At 61.9% G+C, this 17,734-nt stretch carries 17 protein-coding genes; 10 read left to right on the top strand and 7 right to left on the bottom strand.

Annotated elements, in window-relative coordinates; genetic code table 11:
* Positions 1–26: 26 nt before the first annotated feature.
* Positions 27–863, bottom strand: a complete 837-nt coding sequence (locus tag G6K99_RS19875) for an IclR family transcriptional regulator (RefSeq protein ID WP_062578227.1) — start codon at positions 861–863, stop codon at positions 27–29.
* Positions 860–1,957, bottom strand: coding sequence for a Gfo/Idh/MocA family protein (locus tag G6K99_RS19870; RefSeq protein WP_174197610.1), 1,098 nt, complete (start codon positions 1,955–1,957; stop codon positions 860–862). The genes G6K99_RS19875 and G6K99_RS19870 overlap by 4 nt, the downstream gene beginning before the upstream one ends.
* 139 nt (positions 1,958–2,096) lie before the next feature.
* Between G6K99_RS19870 and G6K99_RS19865 the strand changes: the two genes are divergently transcribed.
* From G6K99_RS19865 to G6K99_RS19830, 8 genes are all read left to right on the top strand, one after another.
* Positions 2,097–3,827, top strand: a complete 1,731-nt coding sequence (locus G6K99_RS19865) for an FAD-dependent oxidoreductase (protein WP_174197608.1) — start codon at positions 2,097–2,099, stop codon at positions 3,825–3,827.
* The gene (locus tag G6K99_RS19860) at positions 3,824–4,711 is read left to right on the top strand and encodes an NAD(P)-dependent oxidoreductase (RefSeq protein ID WP_174197606.1); all 888 of its coding nucleotides are present in this window, start codon (positions 3,824–3,826) and stop codon (positions 4,709–4,711) included. The genes G6K99_RS19865 and G6K99_RS19860 overlap by 4 nt, the downstream gene beginning before the upstream one ends.
* A gap of 108 nt (positions 4,712–4,819) precedes the next feature.
* Entirely contained in the window at positions 4,820–5,632 is an 813-nt protein-coding gene (locus G6K99_RS19855; RefSeq protein WP_325264729.1) for a shikimate dehydrogenase, read from the top strand.
* A gap of 116 nt (positions 5,633–5,748) precedes the next feature.
* A complete protein-coding gene (locus G6K99_RS19850; RefSeq protein WP_174197604.1) occupies positions 5,749–6,876 on the top strand; it encodes an ABC transporter substrate-binding protein in 1,128 nt (375 codons plus the stop codon).
* Between the two features lie 101 nt (positions 6,877–6,977).
* Positions 6,978–7,856, top strand: coding sequence for a branched-chain amino acid ABC transporter permease (locus G6K99_RS19845; protein WP_174197602.1), 879 nt, complete (start codon positions 6,978–6,980; stop codon positions 7,854–7,856).
* Positions 7,853–8,827 (top strand): branched-chain amino acid ABC transporter permease, encoded by a 975-nt coding sequence (locus tag G6K99_RS19840; RefSeq protein WP_062459343.1) that lies wholly within the window; start codon positions 7,853–7,855, stop codon positions 8,825–8,827. The genes G6K99_RS19845 and G6K99_RS19840 overlap by 4 nt, the downstream gene beginning before the upstream one ends.
* On the top strand, positions 8,824–9,582 hold the full coding sequence (locus G6K99_RS19835; RefSeq protein WP_174197601.1) for an ABC transporter ATP-binding protein: 759 nt from the start codon (positions 8,824–8,826) through the stop codon (positions 9,580–9,582). The genes G6K99_RS19840 and G6K99_RS19835 overlap by 4 nt, the downstream gene beginning before the upstream one ends.
* A gap of 1 nt (position 9,583) precedes the next feature.
* On the top strand, positions 9,584–10,306 hold the full coding sequence (locus tag G6K99_RS19830) for an ABC transporter ATP-binding protein (RefSeq protein WP_174197599.1): 723 nt from the start codon (positions 9,584–9,586) through the stop codon (positions 10,304–10,306).
* Between the two features lie 40 nt (positions 10,307–10,346).
* Here the strand turns inward: G6K99_RS19830 and G6K99_RS19825 are convergent, their stop codons facing one another.
* The 3 genes from G6K99_RS19825 to G6K99_RS19815 are packed head-to-tail and all read right to left on the bottom strand — an operon-like array spanning position 10,347 to position 13,568.
* On the bottom strand, positions 10,347–11,090 hold the full coding sequence (locus tag G6K99_RS19825; RefSeq protein WP_174197597.1) for an SDR family NAD(P)-dependent oxidoreductase: 744 nt from the start codon (positions 11,088–11,090) through the stop codon (positions 10,347–10,349).
* Positions 11,083–11,862 carry an SDR family NAD(P)-dependent oxidoreductase gene (locus G6K99_RS19820; RefSeq protein ID WP_174197595.1) on the bottom strand — a complete coding sequence of 260 codons (780 nt, stop codon included), beginning with the start codon at positions 11,860–11,862 and terminating at the stop codon, positions 11,083–11,085. The genes G6K99_RS19825 and G6K99_RS19820 overlap by 8 nt, the downstream gene beginning before the upstream one ends.
* The gene (locus tag G6K99_RS19815; RefSeq protein WP_174197593.1) at positions 11,859–13,568 is read right to left on the bottom strand and encodes an FAD-dependent oxidoreductase; all 1,710 of its coding nucleotides are present in this window, start codon (positions 13,566–13,568) and stop codon (positions 11,859–11,861) included. Before G6K99_RS19815 ends, G6K99_RS19820 begins: the two co-directional genes overlap by 4 nt.
* Before the next feature lie 116 nt (positions 13,569–13,684).
* Between G6K99_RS19815 and G6K99_RS19810 the strand changes: the two genes are divergently transcribed.
* Entirely contained in the window at positions 13,685–14,584 is a 900-nt protein-coding gene (locus tag G6K99_RS19810) for a helix-turn-helix domain-containing protein (protein ID WP_062459325.1), read from the top strand.
* 85 nt (positions 14,585–14,669) lie between these two features.
* Positions 14,670–15,233 carry an NIPSNAP family protein gene (locus G6K99_RS19805; protein ID WP_113111566.1) on the top strand — a complete coding sequence of 188 codons (564 nt, stop codon included), beginning with the start codon at positions 14,670–14,672 and terminating at the stop codon, positions 15,231–15,233.
* An 18-nt stretch (positions 15,234–15,251) separates the two neighbouring features.
* Here G6K99_RS19805 and G6K99_RS19800 read toward each other — a convergent pair whose 3' ends face one another.
* Both G6K99_RS19800 and tdh read right to left on the bottom strand, forming a co-directional pair.
* Positions 15,252–16,526, bottom strand: a complete 1,275-nt coding sequence (locus G6K99_RS19800; RefSeq protein WP_202048838.1) for an MATE family efflux transporter — start codon at positions 16,524–16,526, stop codon at positions 15,252–15,254.
* Between the two features lie 150 nt (positions 16,527–16,676).
* Positions 16,677–17,711, bottom strand: coding sequence for an L-threonine 3-dehydrogenase (gene tdh / locus G6K99_RS19795; RefSeq protein ID WP_113111568.1), 1,035 nt, complete (start codon positions 17,709–17,711; stop codon positions 16,677–16,679).
* Positions 17,712–17,734 lie beyond the last annotated feature (23 nt).

The following is a 17,734-nucleotide window of genomic DNA, read 5'->3' as shown; positions in this document are numbered from 1 at the left end:
GGACAAGACAGTGGAACGGCGCGTTGCTACGCGGTCTTCCGTTCCATTCCTCTGGCCGGCTCAACCGCCTTCACGACTGCCTGAAAATATTGCGATCCCGAGGCTGCCTCGCCAAGTTCGATGGCCGCAGCCTGGAGCCGGGGTGCGAGCACCGCCATCCGCTCCGCCGTCATCCGCACGGCCGGGCCGGCGATCGAGAGACATCCGAGCACCTGACCATGGCCGTGATACCGGACCGGAACGGCCATAGCCGCCATGCCGGCGATATAGCTATCCACCGCCGTCGCGTAACCGAGGGCGCGGGCCTCAGCCAGTTGTTCCAACAGCAGCGTAAGGCTGCGCGGGGCGTTCGGTCCCGTGCCTTCCGCCTGTCGCAAAAGCCCTTGGCCAGAGACAAGCGACAGCGCCTCTTCATCACTCATCGACGAAAGCCACGCCTTACCGCCGGCGGAACTCGCCAGATGCACGACAACGCCCTGTTCCTGGCCCGGATCGTAACGGAGGCCACGTGTTGCCCCCTGCGCCACCGCCACCCAGGTCAGACGGTCGCCATCGATGACGGAAAGCCGGATCAACTCGCCGGAATGCGCCGCCAGTTCGTCGAGCACCGGCTGCGCCACATCCGTAATGCCGGCACGGCCGAGAAACCCGACGCCCATGGCCGGCAGCTTGATGGTCAGGGCGTAATCGCCCTGCGCCTGCGCCTGGCGCACATAACCTAGCCGCGCGAGCTCCTGCAAAGTCCGGTGTACGCCGCTTGCCGGCTGATCGATTTCGCTGGCGATCGCCGACACGGTGAGGCCGGCCGGATGATTGACCAGCAGTTCGATGATGGCGAGGGATTTTCCGAGAACGCTGCTCATGGACCCATTCCGTTGTTGAACACGGTTCCACTAAGGCTTTCGAGCGGTGAAAGGTCAACTGTGACGGACTGTCCGGTATCGGCTGCCGTGCGGATCGCATCGAGCACGATCAGGTTGGCCGTCGCGTCCCGTACTGACACGATGGGCGTGCCTGACCCGTCCATCAGATCGGCAAAATGGGAAAGCTGGCGCTCGTAGGGGTCGGCCTGGATGACATCGAGTACAGTTGGCCGCAACTTCTCAGTCCAGTCCGGCTCGCCCTCCGGTTCCCAGAGCGTCAGATCCGGCAGCGACAGGCCGGCTTTGCTGCCGGCATAATGATGGGCGGTTACCGGATGAGCCGGAAAGCGTGCCGGATTTTCCGCCGCTGTCAGGTCCCAGGCCCAGGGGCCGACCGCGGTATCGGATATGCACAGGGTCGCGATCCCGCCATCGACAAAGGAGAGATTGACCGCCGCCGTATCCTCGACGGCAAAACTGCGGCGCGCATGGCTGGCGATCGCCTGAACCTGCGCAATCTCGCCGAAGAAATGCCGCAGCAGATCGATTTCGTGGACCATGTTGATCAGCAACGGCCCGCCGGCGCCCGGAGTTCTGCGCCACGCGGCCTCGAAATATCCGGCTGGCTTGGCAAGCGAACAGGTCACGGTCGCCATCACCAGATCGCCAATCCGGCCGGCATGAATCGCCGCATGGGCTGCGCGGATGATAGGGTTATGGCGGCGGTGATGGCCAATCAGAAGCGGCAGACCGGTCTCGTCGGCAATCGCGATCAGCCTCAGCGCCGAAGCCAGGCTTTCGGCGACCGGCTTTTCCAGAAGCACAGGAATACCGGCCCGCAACAAAGCTTCGGATACGGGGAGATGCGTCTCGTTCGGCGTAGCAACGATCGCCGCGCGAGCGAGACCCGAATCGATCAACGCCTCTGCGGAAAGAAGACAGGGAATGCCGAGCGAGGCGGCGAGAACAGCTCCCGCCGGCATCGGGTCGACGATCGAGGTCAGGCGAAAACGGGGCATTCCGGCCAGCGTATCGATATGCGTGCGGCCGATGGCACCGGCACCAATTACCGCAATGTCGATTACACGTCCCATCCAAATCCTCCCCGATCGAATGTGAGGTATCAGACGAATAACAAAAATGGAACTGGTTTTTATTCTTGAATGTCATTCCATAATTTGTGATGGTGACCACAGAAGACTGGCCTGTCTCGTCTTTTGGGAGGATTGTCACATGCAACATGCACTGACGAAAGTCGGGCCAGATTACGATGTCGTCGTACTGGGAGCTGGCGCAGGCGGCATGTCGGCCGCCATCTTTGCCGCGATGGAAGGCGCACGTGTTCTTTTGGTCGAGCGCACCGAATATCTCGGCGGCACGACCTCCTATTCCGCCGCGACTACATGGATCCCGCTTACCCGTCACGCGCAGGCCATGGGTGCCGACGACAGCCGCGATAAGGTTTCAGGCTTTCTCGATCGCGCTGTCGGCAACCACAGCTCCAAATCCGTGCGCGATGCGTTTGTTGTAGCCGGGACAGGCGTGGTCGATGCGCTGGAAGACAAAACGGACGTCAAATTCCGTGCGCGCCCTTTTCACCCCGACTATCTTTACGAGCTCGAGGGCGCCACGTCCTTCGGGCGGGCTCTCGAACCTTTGCCGTTCGATGCATCGGCGCTCGGGAAAGACCTGCATCTCATCCGTCCGCCCATCCCGGAATTTACCATTCTCGGCGGCCTCATGGTGGACCGTGACGACATCGCCCATCTGATGAAAATCGGCAAATCGGCGAAGTCGACCGCTTACTCGGCTCGACTGATCGGACATTACTACCTGGACAAGATCCGCCATGGCCGCGGAACGCGGCTGGTGATGGGCAATGCTCTCATCGGCAGGATGCTGCTTGCCGCGCGAAAGCTTGGGGTCACCATCCTCACCGAAACCGAGGCATTGGCGTTCACGACCGGGCCTCACGGCGTAACAGGCGTGACACTCCGTCAGAAGGATACCGAACGGCAGATTCACGTCACGGGCGGGTTGATCCTCGCCTCCGGCGGCTTTGCCCGTCACCCGACCATGCGTGCAGACAAGTTGCCGCAACCACTGCCCGAATTCAGCCCGTCGGCGCCTGGTCATACGGGCACGCTGCATGATCTCGCCTTTACCGCGGGCGCCTATCACGGCGACACGGCGGCGCAGCCGTGCTTCTGGGCGCCGGTCTCGCATCGCAAGCGCGCCGATGGCTCGATGGCGGTTTTTCCGCATTTCGTCTTCGACCGTTCCAAACCCGGCATCATCTCGGTTGGCCGCGACGGTCGTCGCTTTGTCAACGAAAGCACCAGCTACCACCTGTTCGTGTCGGCCATGTATGCGGCGAACAAGGACGGCAGCCATGTGCCCACCTATCTGATTGCCGACGCTGCGGCGCTGAAGAAATACGGCATGGGGATGATCCGGCCCGGTGGTGCGAACATTGCCCCCTATCTTGCCGATGGCTACCTGACCGAGGCTGCAACGCTCGATGAACTGGCAGGAAAGCTCGGCATCGACGCTGCCGGCCTGAACGACAGCGTGGCCAGGATGAACGCCTATGCGAGGAGCGGCACGGACGCAGATTTCGCCCGCGGCACCACCGTCTACGAAAGGGCCAACGGTGATCCGACGCATGGGCCCAATCCGACACTCGGGCCGCTCGAGACGGCGCCCTATTATGCCGTCAAACTCTGGCCTGGCGATATCGGCTCGGCCATAGGCCTGGTCGGCGACGAAAATGCTCAGCTTCTCCGCCGCGACGGATCGGCAATTCCGGGCCTTTATGCCTGCGGCAACGATTTGCAGTCGATCATGGGCGGGGTCTATCCCGGCCCAGGCATCACTGTTGGCCCGGCGATCGTGTTCGGGGCCATCGCCGCCCGTCATGCAGCCCGCCGCGCCGTCGCTGCTCGCAAGGGAGAGGCTGCATGAGCCTCGTCCTTGTGACCGGCGGAACCGGCTTCGTCGGCCTGCGAACCGTCAGGGCATTGCAGGCGGCCGGGCACCGGGTCCGGATCTTCGACCTGGCTCCCAAGCCGGAACGACTATCCGTCATGGATGGCGTCGACATCGTCTCGGGCGACATCACCGATGCCGCCGCGGTGGCGAAAGCTGCCGATGGATGCAACGGAATTGTCCATCTCGTCGGCCTGATGACGGTCGATTGTGCCCGCAGCCCGGCGCTCGGCACGCGCGTCAATCTTCTAGGCAGCATCAACGTGTTCGAGGCGGCAAAGGCAAAGCGCCTACCGGTTGCCTATCTGAGCTCGGCCGGCGTGTTCGGACTCGACGATGCCGTCAATCCAAGGCCGATGACGGTCTATGGGGCGACCAAGCTTGCGGTCGAAGGCATGGCGCGCGCCTATCTGCTGGATCACGGCATCCCGAGCCTCGGCCTTCGCCCCTACATCGTCTACGGCCCCGGCGAAAGCGCTGGCATCGCGGCTGGTCCGTCGATCGCGCTTGGAGCAGCCGTGCGCCGCGAACCGGCTGAAATCCGTTTTTCCGGCCGCGTCGGCTTCGTTTACGTCGACGACGTGGCCCGGATGCTTTCGACCGCGATGACAGTGCCGCTGGAAGGAGCGACCGTTCTGACAATGGCCGGCGATACGGTGGAGATGACCGATTTTGTCGCCGAACTCAGTCACCAGTCCGGCTGGAACGAGATCCGGATCAGCGGGCCGCCCTTGCGTATTCCCGCCGATTTGGCGTCGGACCCGGTGCCGCACATCCTCGGCAATCAGCCTGTCACGACCGTCGGCAACGGCATCGCCCGGGCCTTGGCCGAACTGAAGGAGACCGCCGGTGTTGAATAGTCCAACGTTTCGCCCCCATCGTCCATTTGCCGATGACGGGGCCTATGTTTTTGTCGAGCTTGAGAACGACCGGACAAGGGTCGGATCGCATGCCGAGGGGAGGAAGGCGTGAGTATACATATAAAGGTCGATGGGGAGACCAAGCTCTTCCCGATCATCGGCCATCCGATCGGACAGGTGAAATCGCCCGCTTCGCTCAGCCAGATCATGGCCGATCGCGGCTTTAACGGCATCGTCGCACCGGTCCATATTCTCCCCGAAGACCTGGCCGGCTGGCTGTCGCAGGCAAAGAGCATGCGCAATGTCGCGGGCATCATTGTCACGGTACCGCACAAAGTCCCCTGCCTCGAATTCTGCGCCCGCATATCGGCCCGCGCAAAGGCATCCGGCGCCGTCAACATCATGATCCGCGATGGCGACGACTGGGTGGGCGACGCAACCGACGGACACGGCTGCCTTGACGGTGTCGCGGCCCAAGGCTTCGAGATCGCCGGCAAGTCTGCGCTTCTGGTGGGTACCGGCGGCGCCGGAGCGGCCATCGCCTACGAAATCCTGGCACGCGGCGCCTCGGAACTGGCCCTGCACGATCTCGACACGCACAAACGCGATGCGTTGATCGCGCAGTTGAACAAGGCATTTCCGGGTCGTGCGCGGATAGGCTCAACAGATCCACGCGGTTTTGCACTGGTCGCCAATGCCACGCCACTTGGCATGCGTGAGACCGATCCCCTGCCGGTGCAGACGGATCTTCTGACCGCAGACCAGTTCGTCTCGGACGTCGTGACGCGACCGGCCGTGCCGCCGCTGATTGCTGCTGCCCGCGACAAGGGCTGCGGCACCATGTCGGGGTCAGGCATGTTCGACGCCCAGGCCGTGCTGCTGGCCGATCTGTTGATGGGGACACGCACGATCGACGCCTAGGCGATCGAGACGGAGACACCGCAGGCCCGGGTCTACGCCCGGGCATGAGGATACGGCGACAAGGGAGGAGACCTGGCCGCCGGGACGGAAATATCGATCAGCCAAGGAGGAAGGTCATGATCAGACAACTTATCACCACGACTGCAATGGTACTGGCGCTCGGCGCAATGCCGGCGCTTGCTGAACTGAAGGTCGGCTCGATCGTCGAGTTGTCCGGACCCGGCGCCGCGGCCGGCACCAACTTCCGCGATGGCGTGAAGATGGGCTTTGAGGAAATCAATGCCCAGGGCGGCATTCTCAAGGAGCCGGTCAAGGTTCTGGAATATGACAGCCAGACCGACCCACAGGTTTCGCGCGCCATGGTCCAGAAGGGAATTGACGACGGTATCTACGCGATCATGGGAACGGTGTTCTCGTCATCAACCGTGGTCAACATGCTGGTCGCGCGTCAGGCCGGCATTCCGCAGTTTACCGGCTCCGAGGCTCCGTCCATCGTCGCCATGAAAAACCCCTACATCTTCCGCACCGCCTTCGGCTCGCAAAAGGGCGTGCCGAAACTTGCCAAATACATGTCCGAGACGATGGGCCTGAAAAAGGTCGGCGTCGCCTGGGCCAATACCGAATTCGGCAAGGGCGGCCACAAGGCTTTCGTCGATGCGATGAAGGCTGCCAATATCGAGATCGTCGTCGATGTGCCGTCCGAACAGGCGCAGGCTGACTTTTCCGCCGACGTGCTGAAGCTGAAGGGCTCCACTGCCGAAGCCTTCTTCATCTATTACACCGAGGAAGAAAGCGCCCGCTTCCTGCGCGAGGCCCGCAAGCAAGGCTTGAACAAACCGCTTCTCGGCGAAACTACTCTGATCGGCCACAAGGTCATCGAACTTGCCGGCGATGCAGCCAACGGCGCTATGGGCCATGTCGGCCTGACGCCCGATGCCGATATCCCCGCCGTCAAGGAAATGGTCGAGCGCTTCAAGACGAAGTTCAAGTACACGCCCGACCACAATGCCATCAAAGGCTACACCGCCGCCTGGACGCTGAAATACGTCACGGAAATGGTCGGCAAGCCGGACAGCAAGGCCATCGCGGAAAAGCTGCACGGTCTCAAGCTGACAGCCAAGGAGCACCCCGGCGTCCTGATGGATGTGAGTTGGGACGATACCGGCGAGATGTCGCGCGAAAGCTTTGTCGTGAAAGTCGAGAACGGCAAACAGGTGGTCCAGGCGGTGCTGCCGCCGAACTGATGCCGATCGCATGACAAGACAAGTGCCGGCGGTTCGCGCCGCCGGCACGTCGTCATCAATCCTGCAAGTCACGCCGATTACCAGCCCGTGAGGACGACCCCATGGCCGAGTTTATCCAGATTATTGCCTCCGGTCTCGCCGCCGGCTCCATCTACGCCCTTGCGGCAGTCGGCTTCACCCTGTTGTGGCAGGCATCGCAAACCATCAACTTTGCCCAAGGCGAGTTCGTCATGCTGCCAGCGTTTTTCGTGCTGGTTGGTATGACAGTGTTTGGCCTGCCGCTATGGCCCTCCGTGGCGCTGGCGCTCGCGCTGTCGCTTCTTATACTCGGCGTGGCCTTCAAGCGGCTGATCGTCGAACCGATGCTGCCGCACGGAACGCTGCCGCTGGTCATCGCCACCATTTCGCTCGGCCTCCTGATGAAGGAAAGCGTCAAGGAATTTTACGGCGCGACCGCCCAGCCCTTCCCTGCGATCTTTCCGCAGACGGTCTACGAGATCGCCGGCGCCAGCGTTTCTATGCAGGATATCGGCAATCTCGTTGTCTCGATGCTCGCAATCGGCAGCCTGCAGCTGTTTCTCAATCGAACACGGACCGGCCGATGCATGCAGGCCAGCGCCCAGAATCCGGCGGTCGCCGAGATCCTCGGCGTCAACGTCAAGCGCATGGTGCTCTATACATTTCTGATCAATGCCGGCCTTGCCACCGTGGCCTCTGTGCTGATCTCGCCGATCTATCTTGCCAAGTTTTCCAATGGTGAAACGCTCGGCCTCGTCGCTTTCATCGCCGCCATCGTGGGCGGGTTCAACCAGATCCGCGGCGCTCTGGTGGGCGGTCTGCTGATCGGCGTGATCGACAATCTGTCCGCCGTCTACATCTCCGCCCAGTACCGCTCGGCCATGCCGCTTCTGCTTCTGATCGCCATCATCCTCTTGCGTCCGCAGGGCCTGCTCGGCACCTCGGAAGGGAGAACCGTATGATCCGCCTGAAACCGTTTCTGCTTCTGCTGGGTATTGCTGCCCTCGTCGCCGCTCCGATCGGCCAGGGCAACTACATTGTCTACACGCTGGCCTCGTGGCTGATTTTCTCGATCACTGCCATGGGCCTCAACCTGACGCTCGGTTACGCGGGCCAAGTCAGCCTGGCGCAGGCCGCCTTCATGGGCATCGGCGCCTACATCACCGCGCTGATGACACTCAACGGCATTCACTGGGGACTGGCCGTGATCGTGTCGATCGCAGCAAGCTTCGCGGTCGGCTTGCTGCTCGGCTACCCCGCGCTGCGGGTTCAGCACCACTTCCTCGCCTTCGTCACGCTTGCCTTCAACACACTGTTGTTCCTCGTGCTGCGCAACGAGGAAGAGATAACCGGCGGGTCGTTCGGCCTTGTCGGCATGCCCCGCCCGTCGTTTTTCGGCATCACCACCGACAGCAACATCGCCTTCTACTATTTCACGCTGGTCTGCTTCGTCGTGTCCGCTAGCGCCATGTGGTGGATCCTGCGCTCTCCCTGGGGGCGAGCCTTCAGGGCGCTGCGCGAAAATCCGATCCGCGCCGAAAGCCTTGGCCTCAAGGTTCGACGCCAGACACTGCTTGCCTTTGCCATCGGCTCTGCGTTCGGCGGTCTTGCCGGCGCGCTGCAGGCACCGCTCGTGCAGTTCATCGAGCCCAGCAGCTTTGCACTGATCCATTCCCTGAAAATCCTGCTGATGGTAGTGGTCGGCGGTTCCGGCTTCTTCTTCGGCCCAATGCTGGGTGCCGCCGTGGTGATCCTCCTGCCGGAACTGCTGCGCTTCACGGAAGGCTATTACCTGATCATCTACTCGACGCTGGTGATCGTCCTGATGGTGTTTTCGCCAACCGGCCTGATCGGGGCCGGCAAGAAACTCGCGGAAAGGTTCCGGCCCAAGCATGAAGCCCGCCGCGATCTCAAACAGGGAGTCCAGCTATGAATGCGGCGGCCCAGGAGGTCATTCTTTCGGTTCACAACATCTCGAAACGGTTCGGCGGCATCCGTGCCGTCCACCGGGTCAGCTTCGACGTGCACAAAGGCGAAATTCTCGGTTTGATTGGCCCGAACGGATCGGGCAAATCGACGCTGTTCAACTGTATTCTCGGCCAGTCGAAGCCGACCGAGGGGCACTGCCAGATCAACGGCAAGTCTACCGACGGCGTAAGGCCTGCCGACCTGTCTCTGATGGGTGTCGGCCGCACCTTCCAGCAGCTTTCGGTCTTCCCCAACATGACGGTGCTCGACAATGTCATTGTGGCCGGTCAGGAGCACGAAGGTTCGATGCTGTCGCGCCTGTTCGGCAAATCGGATGCCGGACTTACGACGAAGGCCGAACAGCTGATCGAGTTCTTCCGTTTGACGCCTTACCGCGACACGCCGGCGGGCTCGCTCTCCTATGGCCAGCAAAAGCTCGTGGATGCCGCCATGGCCTTCATGGCTGGACCCGGAATTGTGCTGCTCGACGAGCCGGCGGGCGGCGTCAACCTGACCATGCTCGGGCACCTCAAGGACCGGCTGATCACCTACAACCGCGAACATGGCACGACCTTCGTGGTCATCGAACACAATATGGAATTCGTCATGTCGCTCTGCACCCGCGTCATCGTGCTTGCGCAGGGCGAGATCATCGCCGAGGGGACACCGGATGAAATCCGGGCGAACCAATTGGTCATCGACGCGTATCTCGGAGGCTGACATGCTGGAAGTGAAAAACCTCAATGGCGGTTACGGCCGCATCACAATCCTCAACGGGACGTCTTTCAGCATACCGAAAGCGTCCATCACCACGGTGATCGGTCCGAACGGCGCTGGCAAATCCACGGTGTTCAAGGCGATCTTCGGGTTGCTCAACATCAATTCCGGCTCCATCCACCTGGAAGGCGAGGACGTGACGCGTAAGCGCCCGGCCGAGATGATTGCCCGTGGCGTTACCTACGTGCCACAGGGCCGCAATGTCGTGCCGCAACTGTCCGTGCTGCACAATCTCGAACTCGGCGGCATCACCGCCAAGGATCAGGCGCGGGTGAAAATGCGGATGGAACAGGTCATGGACCAGTTCCCCATGCTGCGCCAGCGCAAGGACCAGAAGGCGATCGAGCTCTCCGGCGGCCAGCAGAAACAGCTTGAGATCGCCCGCGCGCTACTGCTCGATCCGAAGCTGATCCTGATCGACGAACCGTCGATCGGCCTGTCCCCCAATCTTGTGCAGGAGGTGTTCCAGACGCTGACCCGCCTGCGCGACCAGGGCGTGACGATCCTGATGGTCGAACAGAATGCCAAGGCGGCGCTCGCCATGTCCGATTATGGTCTTGTCCTGGAACTCGGCCAGACGCGGATGTTCGACAGGTCGGACAAGCTGCTCAATGACCCGCGTGTCGGCCAGCTGTTTCTCGGCGGTCACATCGAGGATGCCGCCTGATCGATCCTCGCGATCGCATAACCTTTTCGGCGAAGCGTTCTCAAGGGGACGCGTCGCCGAAATCACCGAAAGCGGCCCATCCGCCGTCGACCGGAAGCACCACGCCGGTGATCGCCGATGCCGCTGGAGAGGCTAGAAAATTCACGGCGGCAGCTACCTCCTCGGCCATGATCAGCCGCCCGATCGGCGTGCGGCGGCGAAGCGTTGGCAGATCGATCCGGCCTGCGGCCGCCAGCTTTTCCACGAGCGCCGTCTGCACGAAAGCCGGCGCAACGGCATTGACCCGCACACCACGCCCAGCCCACTCGCAGGCCATCGCCCGCGTCATGGCAACAATCCCGGCCTTGGCAGCACCATAGGCATTGCGCTTGGGAAGACCGGTCAGTCCGGCAATCGAGGACAGGTTGACGATTGCGCCATCGCCCCGCGCGACCATGCCACGCGCCACTTCCCGCGACATCAGAAACGTGCCGGCCAGATGCACATCGAGCACCCTCCGGAAAGCCTCGATCCCCTGCTCCAGCGTTGGCAGGTGGCTGTCGCCGATCCCGGCATTGTTGACCAGCACACTGAACGGAGCCGAACCAGCTACCGCGGCCACCTGCGCCTCGTCGGTCACATCGCACGCCATGCCGCGATGGACATCGCCCAATTCGGCCGCCCGCTCAGCAGCCTTATCGCCGTCGATATCGGCGATGGTGATGCGGTGGCCGCTTTGAGCAAGCGCTCGGGCAATTGCCAGGCCGATCCCGTCGGCGCCGCCGGTGACGAGGGCTTCACGCATAACCAGGCCTCGGTACCAGTCCCATCAGCGATTGCGACAGCCCCCCATCGACGAGGATGTCCTGTCCCGTGATGTAGGATGCGCGCGGCGAGGCGAGAAACAAAGCCGCGTCTGCCAGATCTTCGGGGCTTGCGATACGGCCGACGGGGACCATGGCTTCGCGTCGCGCTTTGACCTGCGGATCGGCGTAGAAGGTTTCGGAAAGCGCCGTGCGCACCAGTCCTGGGCTCAACGTGTTCGAGCGGATGCCTTTGGGTCCCCATTCGTAGGCAAGCTGGCGCGACAGCATCAGGATTGCCGCCTTCGACGCGGAATAGGCGCCGCTTGCAGGTTGAGGGTAGCTGCCCGAAATGCTCGCGACATGCACCAAGGCACCTTGTCCGCGGGACATCATGCCGCGACCGAACGCCTGAGCGGTGACGAGATAACCCGTAAGGTTGACGGAAAGCATCGCCGACCAGTCGGCCTCGGAGACGCTTTCGAGCGGGCCGGGCCGCAGGATTCCGGCGTTGTTGATCAGGATATCAGCGCCTCCCAGCACCTCGACCGCATCCGCCGCTGCGGCAACGTCGTCTGCCCGCGACACATCACACTTGAGCGAGAAACTACCCATACCCAGTTCGGCAGCGAGCGACGCCGTCTGCGCCTCGTCACGGTCGAGCAGCACGACCCGCACACCTTCCGCAGCGAAGGCGCGCGCCAGCCCCTGACCGATGCCGCCTCCGGCGCCGGTGATGACGGCCGTCTTTCCCTCCAGTCCAAGCCAGCTCATGCCGCGTCTCCCTCCCCCGTCGCCGCCGGTGCGATCCCTGCGAGATAGCGCCCGGTGATCCAGCCGAATGTCATCGCCGGGCCGAGCGTGATCCCGGCACCGGGATAATTGCCGCCCATGATCGAGGCCCGGTCGTTACCGACCGCAAACAGGCCATCGATCACCCGGCCATCCCGATCGACGACCGAGCCCTCCACTGTGGTTTTCAGTCCGTCGAACGTTCCGAGGTCGCCGATTTCTAGCCGGACGGCGTAGAACGGCCCATGCTCGAGAGGCGCAACCGAAGGGTTGGGCTTGTGGTCGGGATCGGCAAGGTATCGGTTGAAGGTGGTCTCGCCGCGATGGAACTGTTCGTCCCGTCCGTGCCTGGCGCCCCGGTTGAATTCGGCGACGGTCGCATCCAGACCCGTCGCGTCGATCGCGCAGGCCTTGGCAAGATCGGCAAGTGTCTTTCCCTTCTTGAGGTAGCCGTTTCGCAGCCACGGCCGGAGTGGCACCGGCGCCGGCTTTGCGTGGCCAAGACCATACTTGCGGATCGCCCGATGGTCGCAAATCAGCCACGCGCCCCCTTCGCCCGCCGCAACCATGGCAGCGCCGACATCGTGGTAGCTCTCGCTCTCATTGGTAAATCGCCGGCCATTGGACAGAACGGCAATCATGCCCGGCTTGTAGCGATCGAGCAGATGCGGAAAATAGCCTATGCCTGGCACACGGCTGATCGGCATCCAGGCAGCCGGCTGGGCGAGTTCGGCATCGAACGAACCGCCCGCCTCCTCGCCGAGACGGATGCCGTCGCCGGTATTGCCCTCCGGTACTGGCGAAAAATGCTCACCGCCTGCCTTGAGATGGGCGTAGATCCCGGCTCGCCTCGCGAGATCCTGCGCATATCCTCCGCAAGCAAGGACTACGCCCCGCCGGGCGACGATACGGCCGGGTAACGCGCCACCGACCTCGACACCGGTGATACGACCACCGTCCTTGGTCATCCGTAGCGCCGGCGTATCGGTCAGGATCGGAATATCGAGATCGAGACAGGCTGCGGCCAGCCGCGCTGCCAGCGCGTTGCCGCTCGTGACCTGGACGCCGCGGCCGTGACGCACAACCTCGCCGGCATGCGCGACAAGGCGTTTCATCACGTAGGAAAACGAGGTCAGCGATTTGGTGGCGTTGAAGAAATGCCTGATATCGGCATTGGACGAGTTGAACATCATGCCCATGAACGTGATCGAGCCGAGCGGCGGCCGCAGCCGCGCAAGATCGCTGCCGAGCACGCTGCTGTCGAAAGGCGCCGCCAGCACCGAGCGCCCGACGTCGACGCCGCCATCCACCGTCGGGTGATAGTCCGGGTAAAGCGTGGGGACGAATTTCACCACCGTCTCGCGTTCGAACCAGTCGAGCATTTTCGGACCGGCCTCGAGAAACGCGTCGATCGTCTGCGCGTCGAACCAGTTCCCGGTCTCGGCCTTGAGGTAACGGCGCGCCGCGTCGCGCGTATCGCTCGGGTTGTTCGATTTCCCGTGCCGGTTTCCGGGTATCCACAGCACGCCACCCGAAAACGCCGTCGTGCCTCCGAACACAGGCTCCTTCTCGATCACGATCACGGAAAGGCCGTGTTTCCTCGCCGTGATCGCGGTGGCAAGCCCTCCCGCGCCCGATCCGACGACCAGCACGTCACAGACGTGCCCCTCCTCCCTCTTCGGCTCCATCCGCTTCTCCCGGTCGCGTTTGATGGAGATCTTGCTAACCCGCATACCGGGGATGACCAATGGACGCCGTCGCGCAATTGTTGCACTATTTGCCAGGGAGATAATGAGGAGGACACATGGGAAGCTTGGCCGCAGGCGGCATTCCGCTTTACTATCTCTATGGCGATCAGGGTGCCGACGTCGATCTGGACTTCCTGCATATTGAACCCCTGCGTGACCGCAGCGGGCCAAACGATTGGAGAATTCGTCCGCATGCCCATCCGGACCACATGCAGGTTCTGCTCGTTAGAGAGGGGGGTGGAACGATCCGCATGGAGGATCAAATCTCATTCATACCCGCGCCTGCGATCATGGTCGTTCCAGCCGGAATTGTTCACCAGATCGATTTTGATCCGGGGACTGACGGCTACGTGGTGACGGCCGCACTCGGTTGCCTGAAGGCAGCGTCAAGCTCGGACCCGCGGCTCGAAACAGCCGCATCGAGACCGGCAGTCTACCCGATCGAAGGAACCGGCGTCAGCATTCCGGCCGTCGTCGATACGTTTCACTGGCTGCATCGGGAATTCATCTGGTCGGCACCTGGCCGGCGCATATCGATGATGGCACACTACATGCGGCTGCTCGTGATCGTGCTGAGGCTTAACATCACCCATGACGAGACCGGTATATCCACGCCAGACCGGGGTTATGATCTGCTTTTGCGCTACAGGGCCCTTCTGGAACGCCACTTCCGGACGGAGCGATCCTTGACCTTCTACGCGAAAGAGCTGGCGGCGACGCAGGCGCGGCTCAATGCGGCCTGCAAGGCTCGCGCCGGCAAGACCGCGTCGGACCTGCTCTACGAGCGGCTGTTGATGGAAGCCAAGCGCTACCTCGTCTATACCGAGAGCAGCGTCGCGCAGGTGGCCCATATGACCGGTTTCGACGACCCCGCCTATTTCAACCGCTTCTTTACCCAGCGTGTCGGAATCTCTCCGGGGACCTATCGCAAACAGGCGGCACGACACGACAACTGATAGGCTCAATTGTCCAATCTCTTGCAGACCTTATCCATGTTCGCGGCCGGTCCGGCGTGCCAGACTGACGCGATGGGAGACGGTGATGATCCACGAATGGCGAACCTATCAGCTAAAGCCGGGCGCAACCGGCGAGTACCTCGCGCTGCTTGCAGACCTCGGGCTTCCACTTGTGACACGGCACCTGCCACTTCTCGGCTACTGGCAGGCGGAAACCGGCCCTCTGAACGTGATCCACCATCTCTGGACCTATGCGGACTGGGCTGAACGCGAAGCATGCCGCGCCGCACTCTCGAATGAAGAGGCTTGGGTAAACGGCTTCATCCCCCAGGCTTTCCCGATGGTGTTGCAGCAGCACAACTATCTGGCGACGCTTGGGCGCGGATCACCCGTTTTCGACACGGCCGTCGCCGACCGTCACAGGCAGCATGGCCCACGGCCCGCAGGCACGCCCTTATTTGCCCCTGACTGTGCAGGATTGGTGACCGGGCATGCGCCGCCTGATGCGGTCGCGCTGCTCGAGCCGTTTTCCGGTTCAGTTAGAGGTCCACTTGCCCTGCTTCCACGTCACGCTGATCCGTTGAGGTTCGTCGGTGGGTATGACGGACAGCACACCGTGCTTCGCCCCTTGTCATTTTCGCCGCTATGAGCGCTGTGCAAATTGCCGCTACACCTGCGCAAATGTCTCTTTCAGTTTCAAGCCGAGCGTTACCGCACGCGCTATCATCAGGATCATCATCGCTGTCCACAACCCTTCATTTCCCCAGATCTGCTGCAGACCATAAGCGGTGGCGATGAAGATGCAGGTGGAGATGATCATGCTGTTGCGCATATCGCGGGCGCGCATGGCTCCGATCATGATGCCATCAAGCATGAAGCTGGTCACGGAAACGAGCGGCAACGCGATCAGGAAGGGAAGCAGGGCAATGGCGGCGGTACGAACATCTTCCTGATCGGTGAGGAGCGAGACGATCGATGAGCCAGCGAAGGCGTAAACGACCGAAAACAGAAACGCCACCAGACCCGACCACACAAACGCGGCCTTGATCACCTGGGCGAGCGCCTTTTTTTGCCGCGCACCGATGACTGAACCGACAAGGGTTTCAGTGGCATTCGCAAACCCGTCCAACCCATAGGATGTAAAGCCGTGGAGGTTGAGAAGGATGGCATTGGCGGCGAGGATCGTGTCGCCTTCCTTGGCACCGCTGCGGGCAAACCAGCCGAAACAGAGCAGAAGGAAGAAGCTTCGCAGAAAGATGTCCCGGTTGACCGCGACCAGCCGTCGAAGTGCCAACCCGTCCAGCAGCTCTTTCATCCGCACTGCGGGATGCGCACCGAATGGCTTGATGATGAAGAGGCCTGCGATCAAGGCCACCCATTCGGCAACGGCGGTCCCCGCCCCTATGCCGGCGACACCCCAGTCGAAAACAAGAACCAGCGTGAGAGTTGCGAGCAAGTTGACGATATTAAGGGCGACTTGTAGCGCCAGTGAGATCATCACGCGCTGGCAACCGAGAAGGTAGCCGAGAAGGACAAAATTTCCGAGCGTCGCAGGCGCTGACCAGATTCTGGCGAATGCATAATCCGACGCGCTCCGGTAGACCGCTTCACTGCCGCCGAGGAATCCGAGTCCGATCTCGATGATCGGCTTTTGCAGCAGGATGATCACGGCACCGCCGGCAGCGGCGATAAGCAGCGCCCGAAACAGATGCATGCGCATGAGCGTGCTATCTTTGGCACCCCACGCCTGGGAGACCAGACCGGTCGTTGCCATGCGCAGAAAACTGAAACTCCAGAAAAGGAAATTGAACAGCACGCCGCTCAGCGCGACCCCGCCGAGAAAGAAAGACCCCGGGAGATGTCCCGCCACCATCGTATCGACAAGTGACAGGATCGGCTGAGCCAGATTTGCGAGAATGATGGGAAGCGCCAGAAAGACCATCCGACGGTTCCAGTTTTCATTTGCTCCCTGTTCCGGCAAGATGGTCATAAGCCGAAAGGGCCTGAGCAGAAGAGCTTCGCCTGCCCTAAAGTCTTGATCGACATCGTATTGCCCCCATCGGTCGGCTTTTTGTTGGACCTCATGTTGGCTTCACCAGTCCATGACGACCTTTCCGGAATTGCCGGAGCGCATGGCCTCGAACCCGTCTCTGAAGGAGTCGATGCCAATGCGGTGGGTAATGAGAGGCGAAAGGTCGAGGCCGCCCTGCACGAAGGCGATCATCTTGTACCAGGTCTCGAACATTTCCCGCCCGTAGATGCCCTTGAGATTGAGCATCTTGAAGATCACCTTGTTCCAGTCGATCTCGAACCCGGTCGGCGCGATGCCGAGAATGGCAATCTTGCCGCCATTGTTCATCTTGTCGATCATGTCGCGGAAGGCGGGGGCCGCGCCCGACATTTCCAAACCGACATCGAAGCCCTCGGTCATACCGATGCGCTTCATCACGTCCGACAGGTTTTCCTTGGACGCATCGACGACGTGGTCGATGCCGAGCTTTTCGGCAAGTGCCAGACGCACCGGGTTGATGTCGGTGATCACGACCTTGCGGGCGCCCGAGCGCTTGGCAACCATCGCACCCATGATGCCGATCGGACCGGCTCCGGTCACCAGGACGTCCTCGCCGACCAAATCGAAGGAGAGAGCGGTGTGCACGGCGTTGCCGAACGGATCGAAGATCGCGGCAATCTCGTCCGGCACATCATCCGGGATCGGCACGACATTGTCTTCGGGAATGCAGACGAATTCGGCAAAAGATCCGGGCCGGTGGACACCCACGCCCAACGTGTTGCGGCAAAGGTGTCCGCGCCCCGCGCGGCAATTGCGGCATTTGCCGCAAACGATATGCCCCTCGCCGGAGACGCGCGCGCCGACCTGGACCTTGGTGACCGCAGAGCCCACCTGCGCGATCTCCCCGCAGAACTCGTGGCCGACGACCATCGGCACCGGAATGGTTTTTTGGGCCCAACTGTCCCAGTTCCAGATATGAACGTCGGTGCCGCATATCGCGGACTTCTTCACCCGGATCAGCACGTCGTTGGGGCCGGGGTCCGGAACAGGGATATGCTCCATCCAGAGACCGGTTTCGGCTTTCGACTTGACGAGGGCGCGCATCATGTTGGTCATCGAAAAATTCCTGTCAATGAGTT

It is taken from the genome of Neorhizobium sp. AL 9.2.2, assembly GCF_013317225.1.
GTDB classification, from domain to species: Bacteria; Pseudomonadota; Alphaproteobacteria; order Rhizobiales; family Rhizobiaceae; genus Neorhizobium; species Neorhizobium soli.
This window is presented reverse-complemented; position numbering and strand designations above follow the sequence as displayed.

Bases quoted from the DNA above. Each gene is read 5' to 3' on its own strand.
- G6K99_RS19875 (WP_062578227.1), bottom strand. From the start codon at position 863: ATGAGCAGCGTTCTCGGAAAATCCCTCGCCATCATCGAACTGCTGGTC.
- G6K99_RS19870 (WP_174197610.1), bottom strand. From the start codon at position 1,957: ATGGGACGTGTAATCGACATTGCGGTAATTGGTGCCGGTGCCATCGGC.
- G6K99_RS19865 (WP_174197608.1), top strand. From the start codon at position 2,097: ATGCAACATGCACTGACGAAAGTCGGGCCAGATTACGATGTCGTCGTA.
- G6K99_RS19860 (WP_174197606.1), top strand. From the start codon at position 3,824: ATGAGCCTCGTCCTTGTGACCGGCGGAACCGGCTTCGTCGGCCTGCGA.
- G6K99_RS19850 (WP_174197604.1), top strand. From the start codon at position 5,749: ATGATCAGACAACTTATCACCACGACTGCAATGGTACTGGCGCTCGGC.
- G6K99_RS19845 (WP_174197602.1), top strand. From the start codon at position 6,978: ATGGCCGAGTTTATCCAGATTATTGCCTCCGGTCTCGCCGCCGGCTCC.
- G6K99_RS19840 (WP_062459343.1), top strand. From the start codon at position 7,853: ATGATCCGCCTGAAACCGTTTCTGCTTCTGCTGGGTATTGCTGCCCTC.
- G6K99_RS19835 (WP_174197601.1), top strand. From the start codon at position 8,824: ATGAATGCGGCGGCCCAGGAGGTCATTCTTTCGGTTCACAACATCTCG.
- G6K99_RS19830 (WP_174197599.1), top strand. From the start codon at position 9,584: ATGCTGGAAGTGAAAAACCTCAATGGCGGTTACGGCCGCATCACAATC.
- G6K99_RS19825 (WP_174197597.1), bottom strand. From the start codon at position 11,090: ATGCGTGAAGCCCTCGTCACCGGCGGCGCCGACGGGATCGGCCTGGCA.
- G6K99_RS19820 (WP_174197595.1), bottom strand. From the start codon at position 11,862: ATGAGCTGGCTTGGACTGGAGGGAAAGACGGCCGTCATCACCGGCGCC.
- G6K99_RS19815 (WP_174197593.1), bottom strand. From the start codon at position 13,568: ATGGAGCCGAAGAGGGAGGAGGGGCACGTCTGTGACGTGCTGGTCGTC.
- G6K99_RS19810 (WP_062459325.1), top strand. From the start codon at position 13,685: ATGGGAAGCTTGGCCGCAGGCGGCATTCCGCTTTACTATCTCTATGGC.
- G6K99_RS19805 (WP_113111566.1), top strand. From the start codon at position 14,670: ATGATCCACGAATGGCGAACCTATCAGCTAAAGCCGGGCGCAACCGGC.
- G6K99_RS19800 (WP_202048838.1), bottom strand. From the start codon at position 16,526: ATGGTCTTTCTGGCGCTTCCCATCATTCTCGCAAATCTGGCTCAGCCG.
- tdh (WP_113111568.1), bottom strand. From the start codon at position 17,711: ATGACCAACATGATGCGCGCCCTCGTCAAGTCGAAAGCCGAAACCGGT.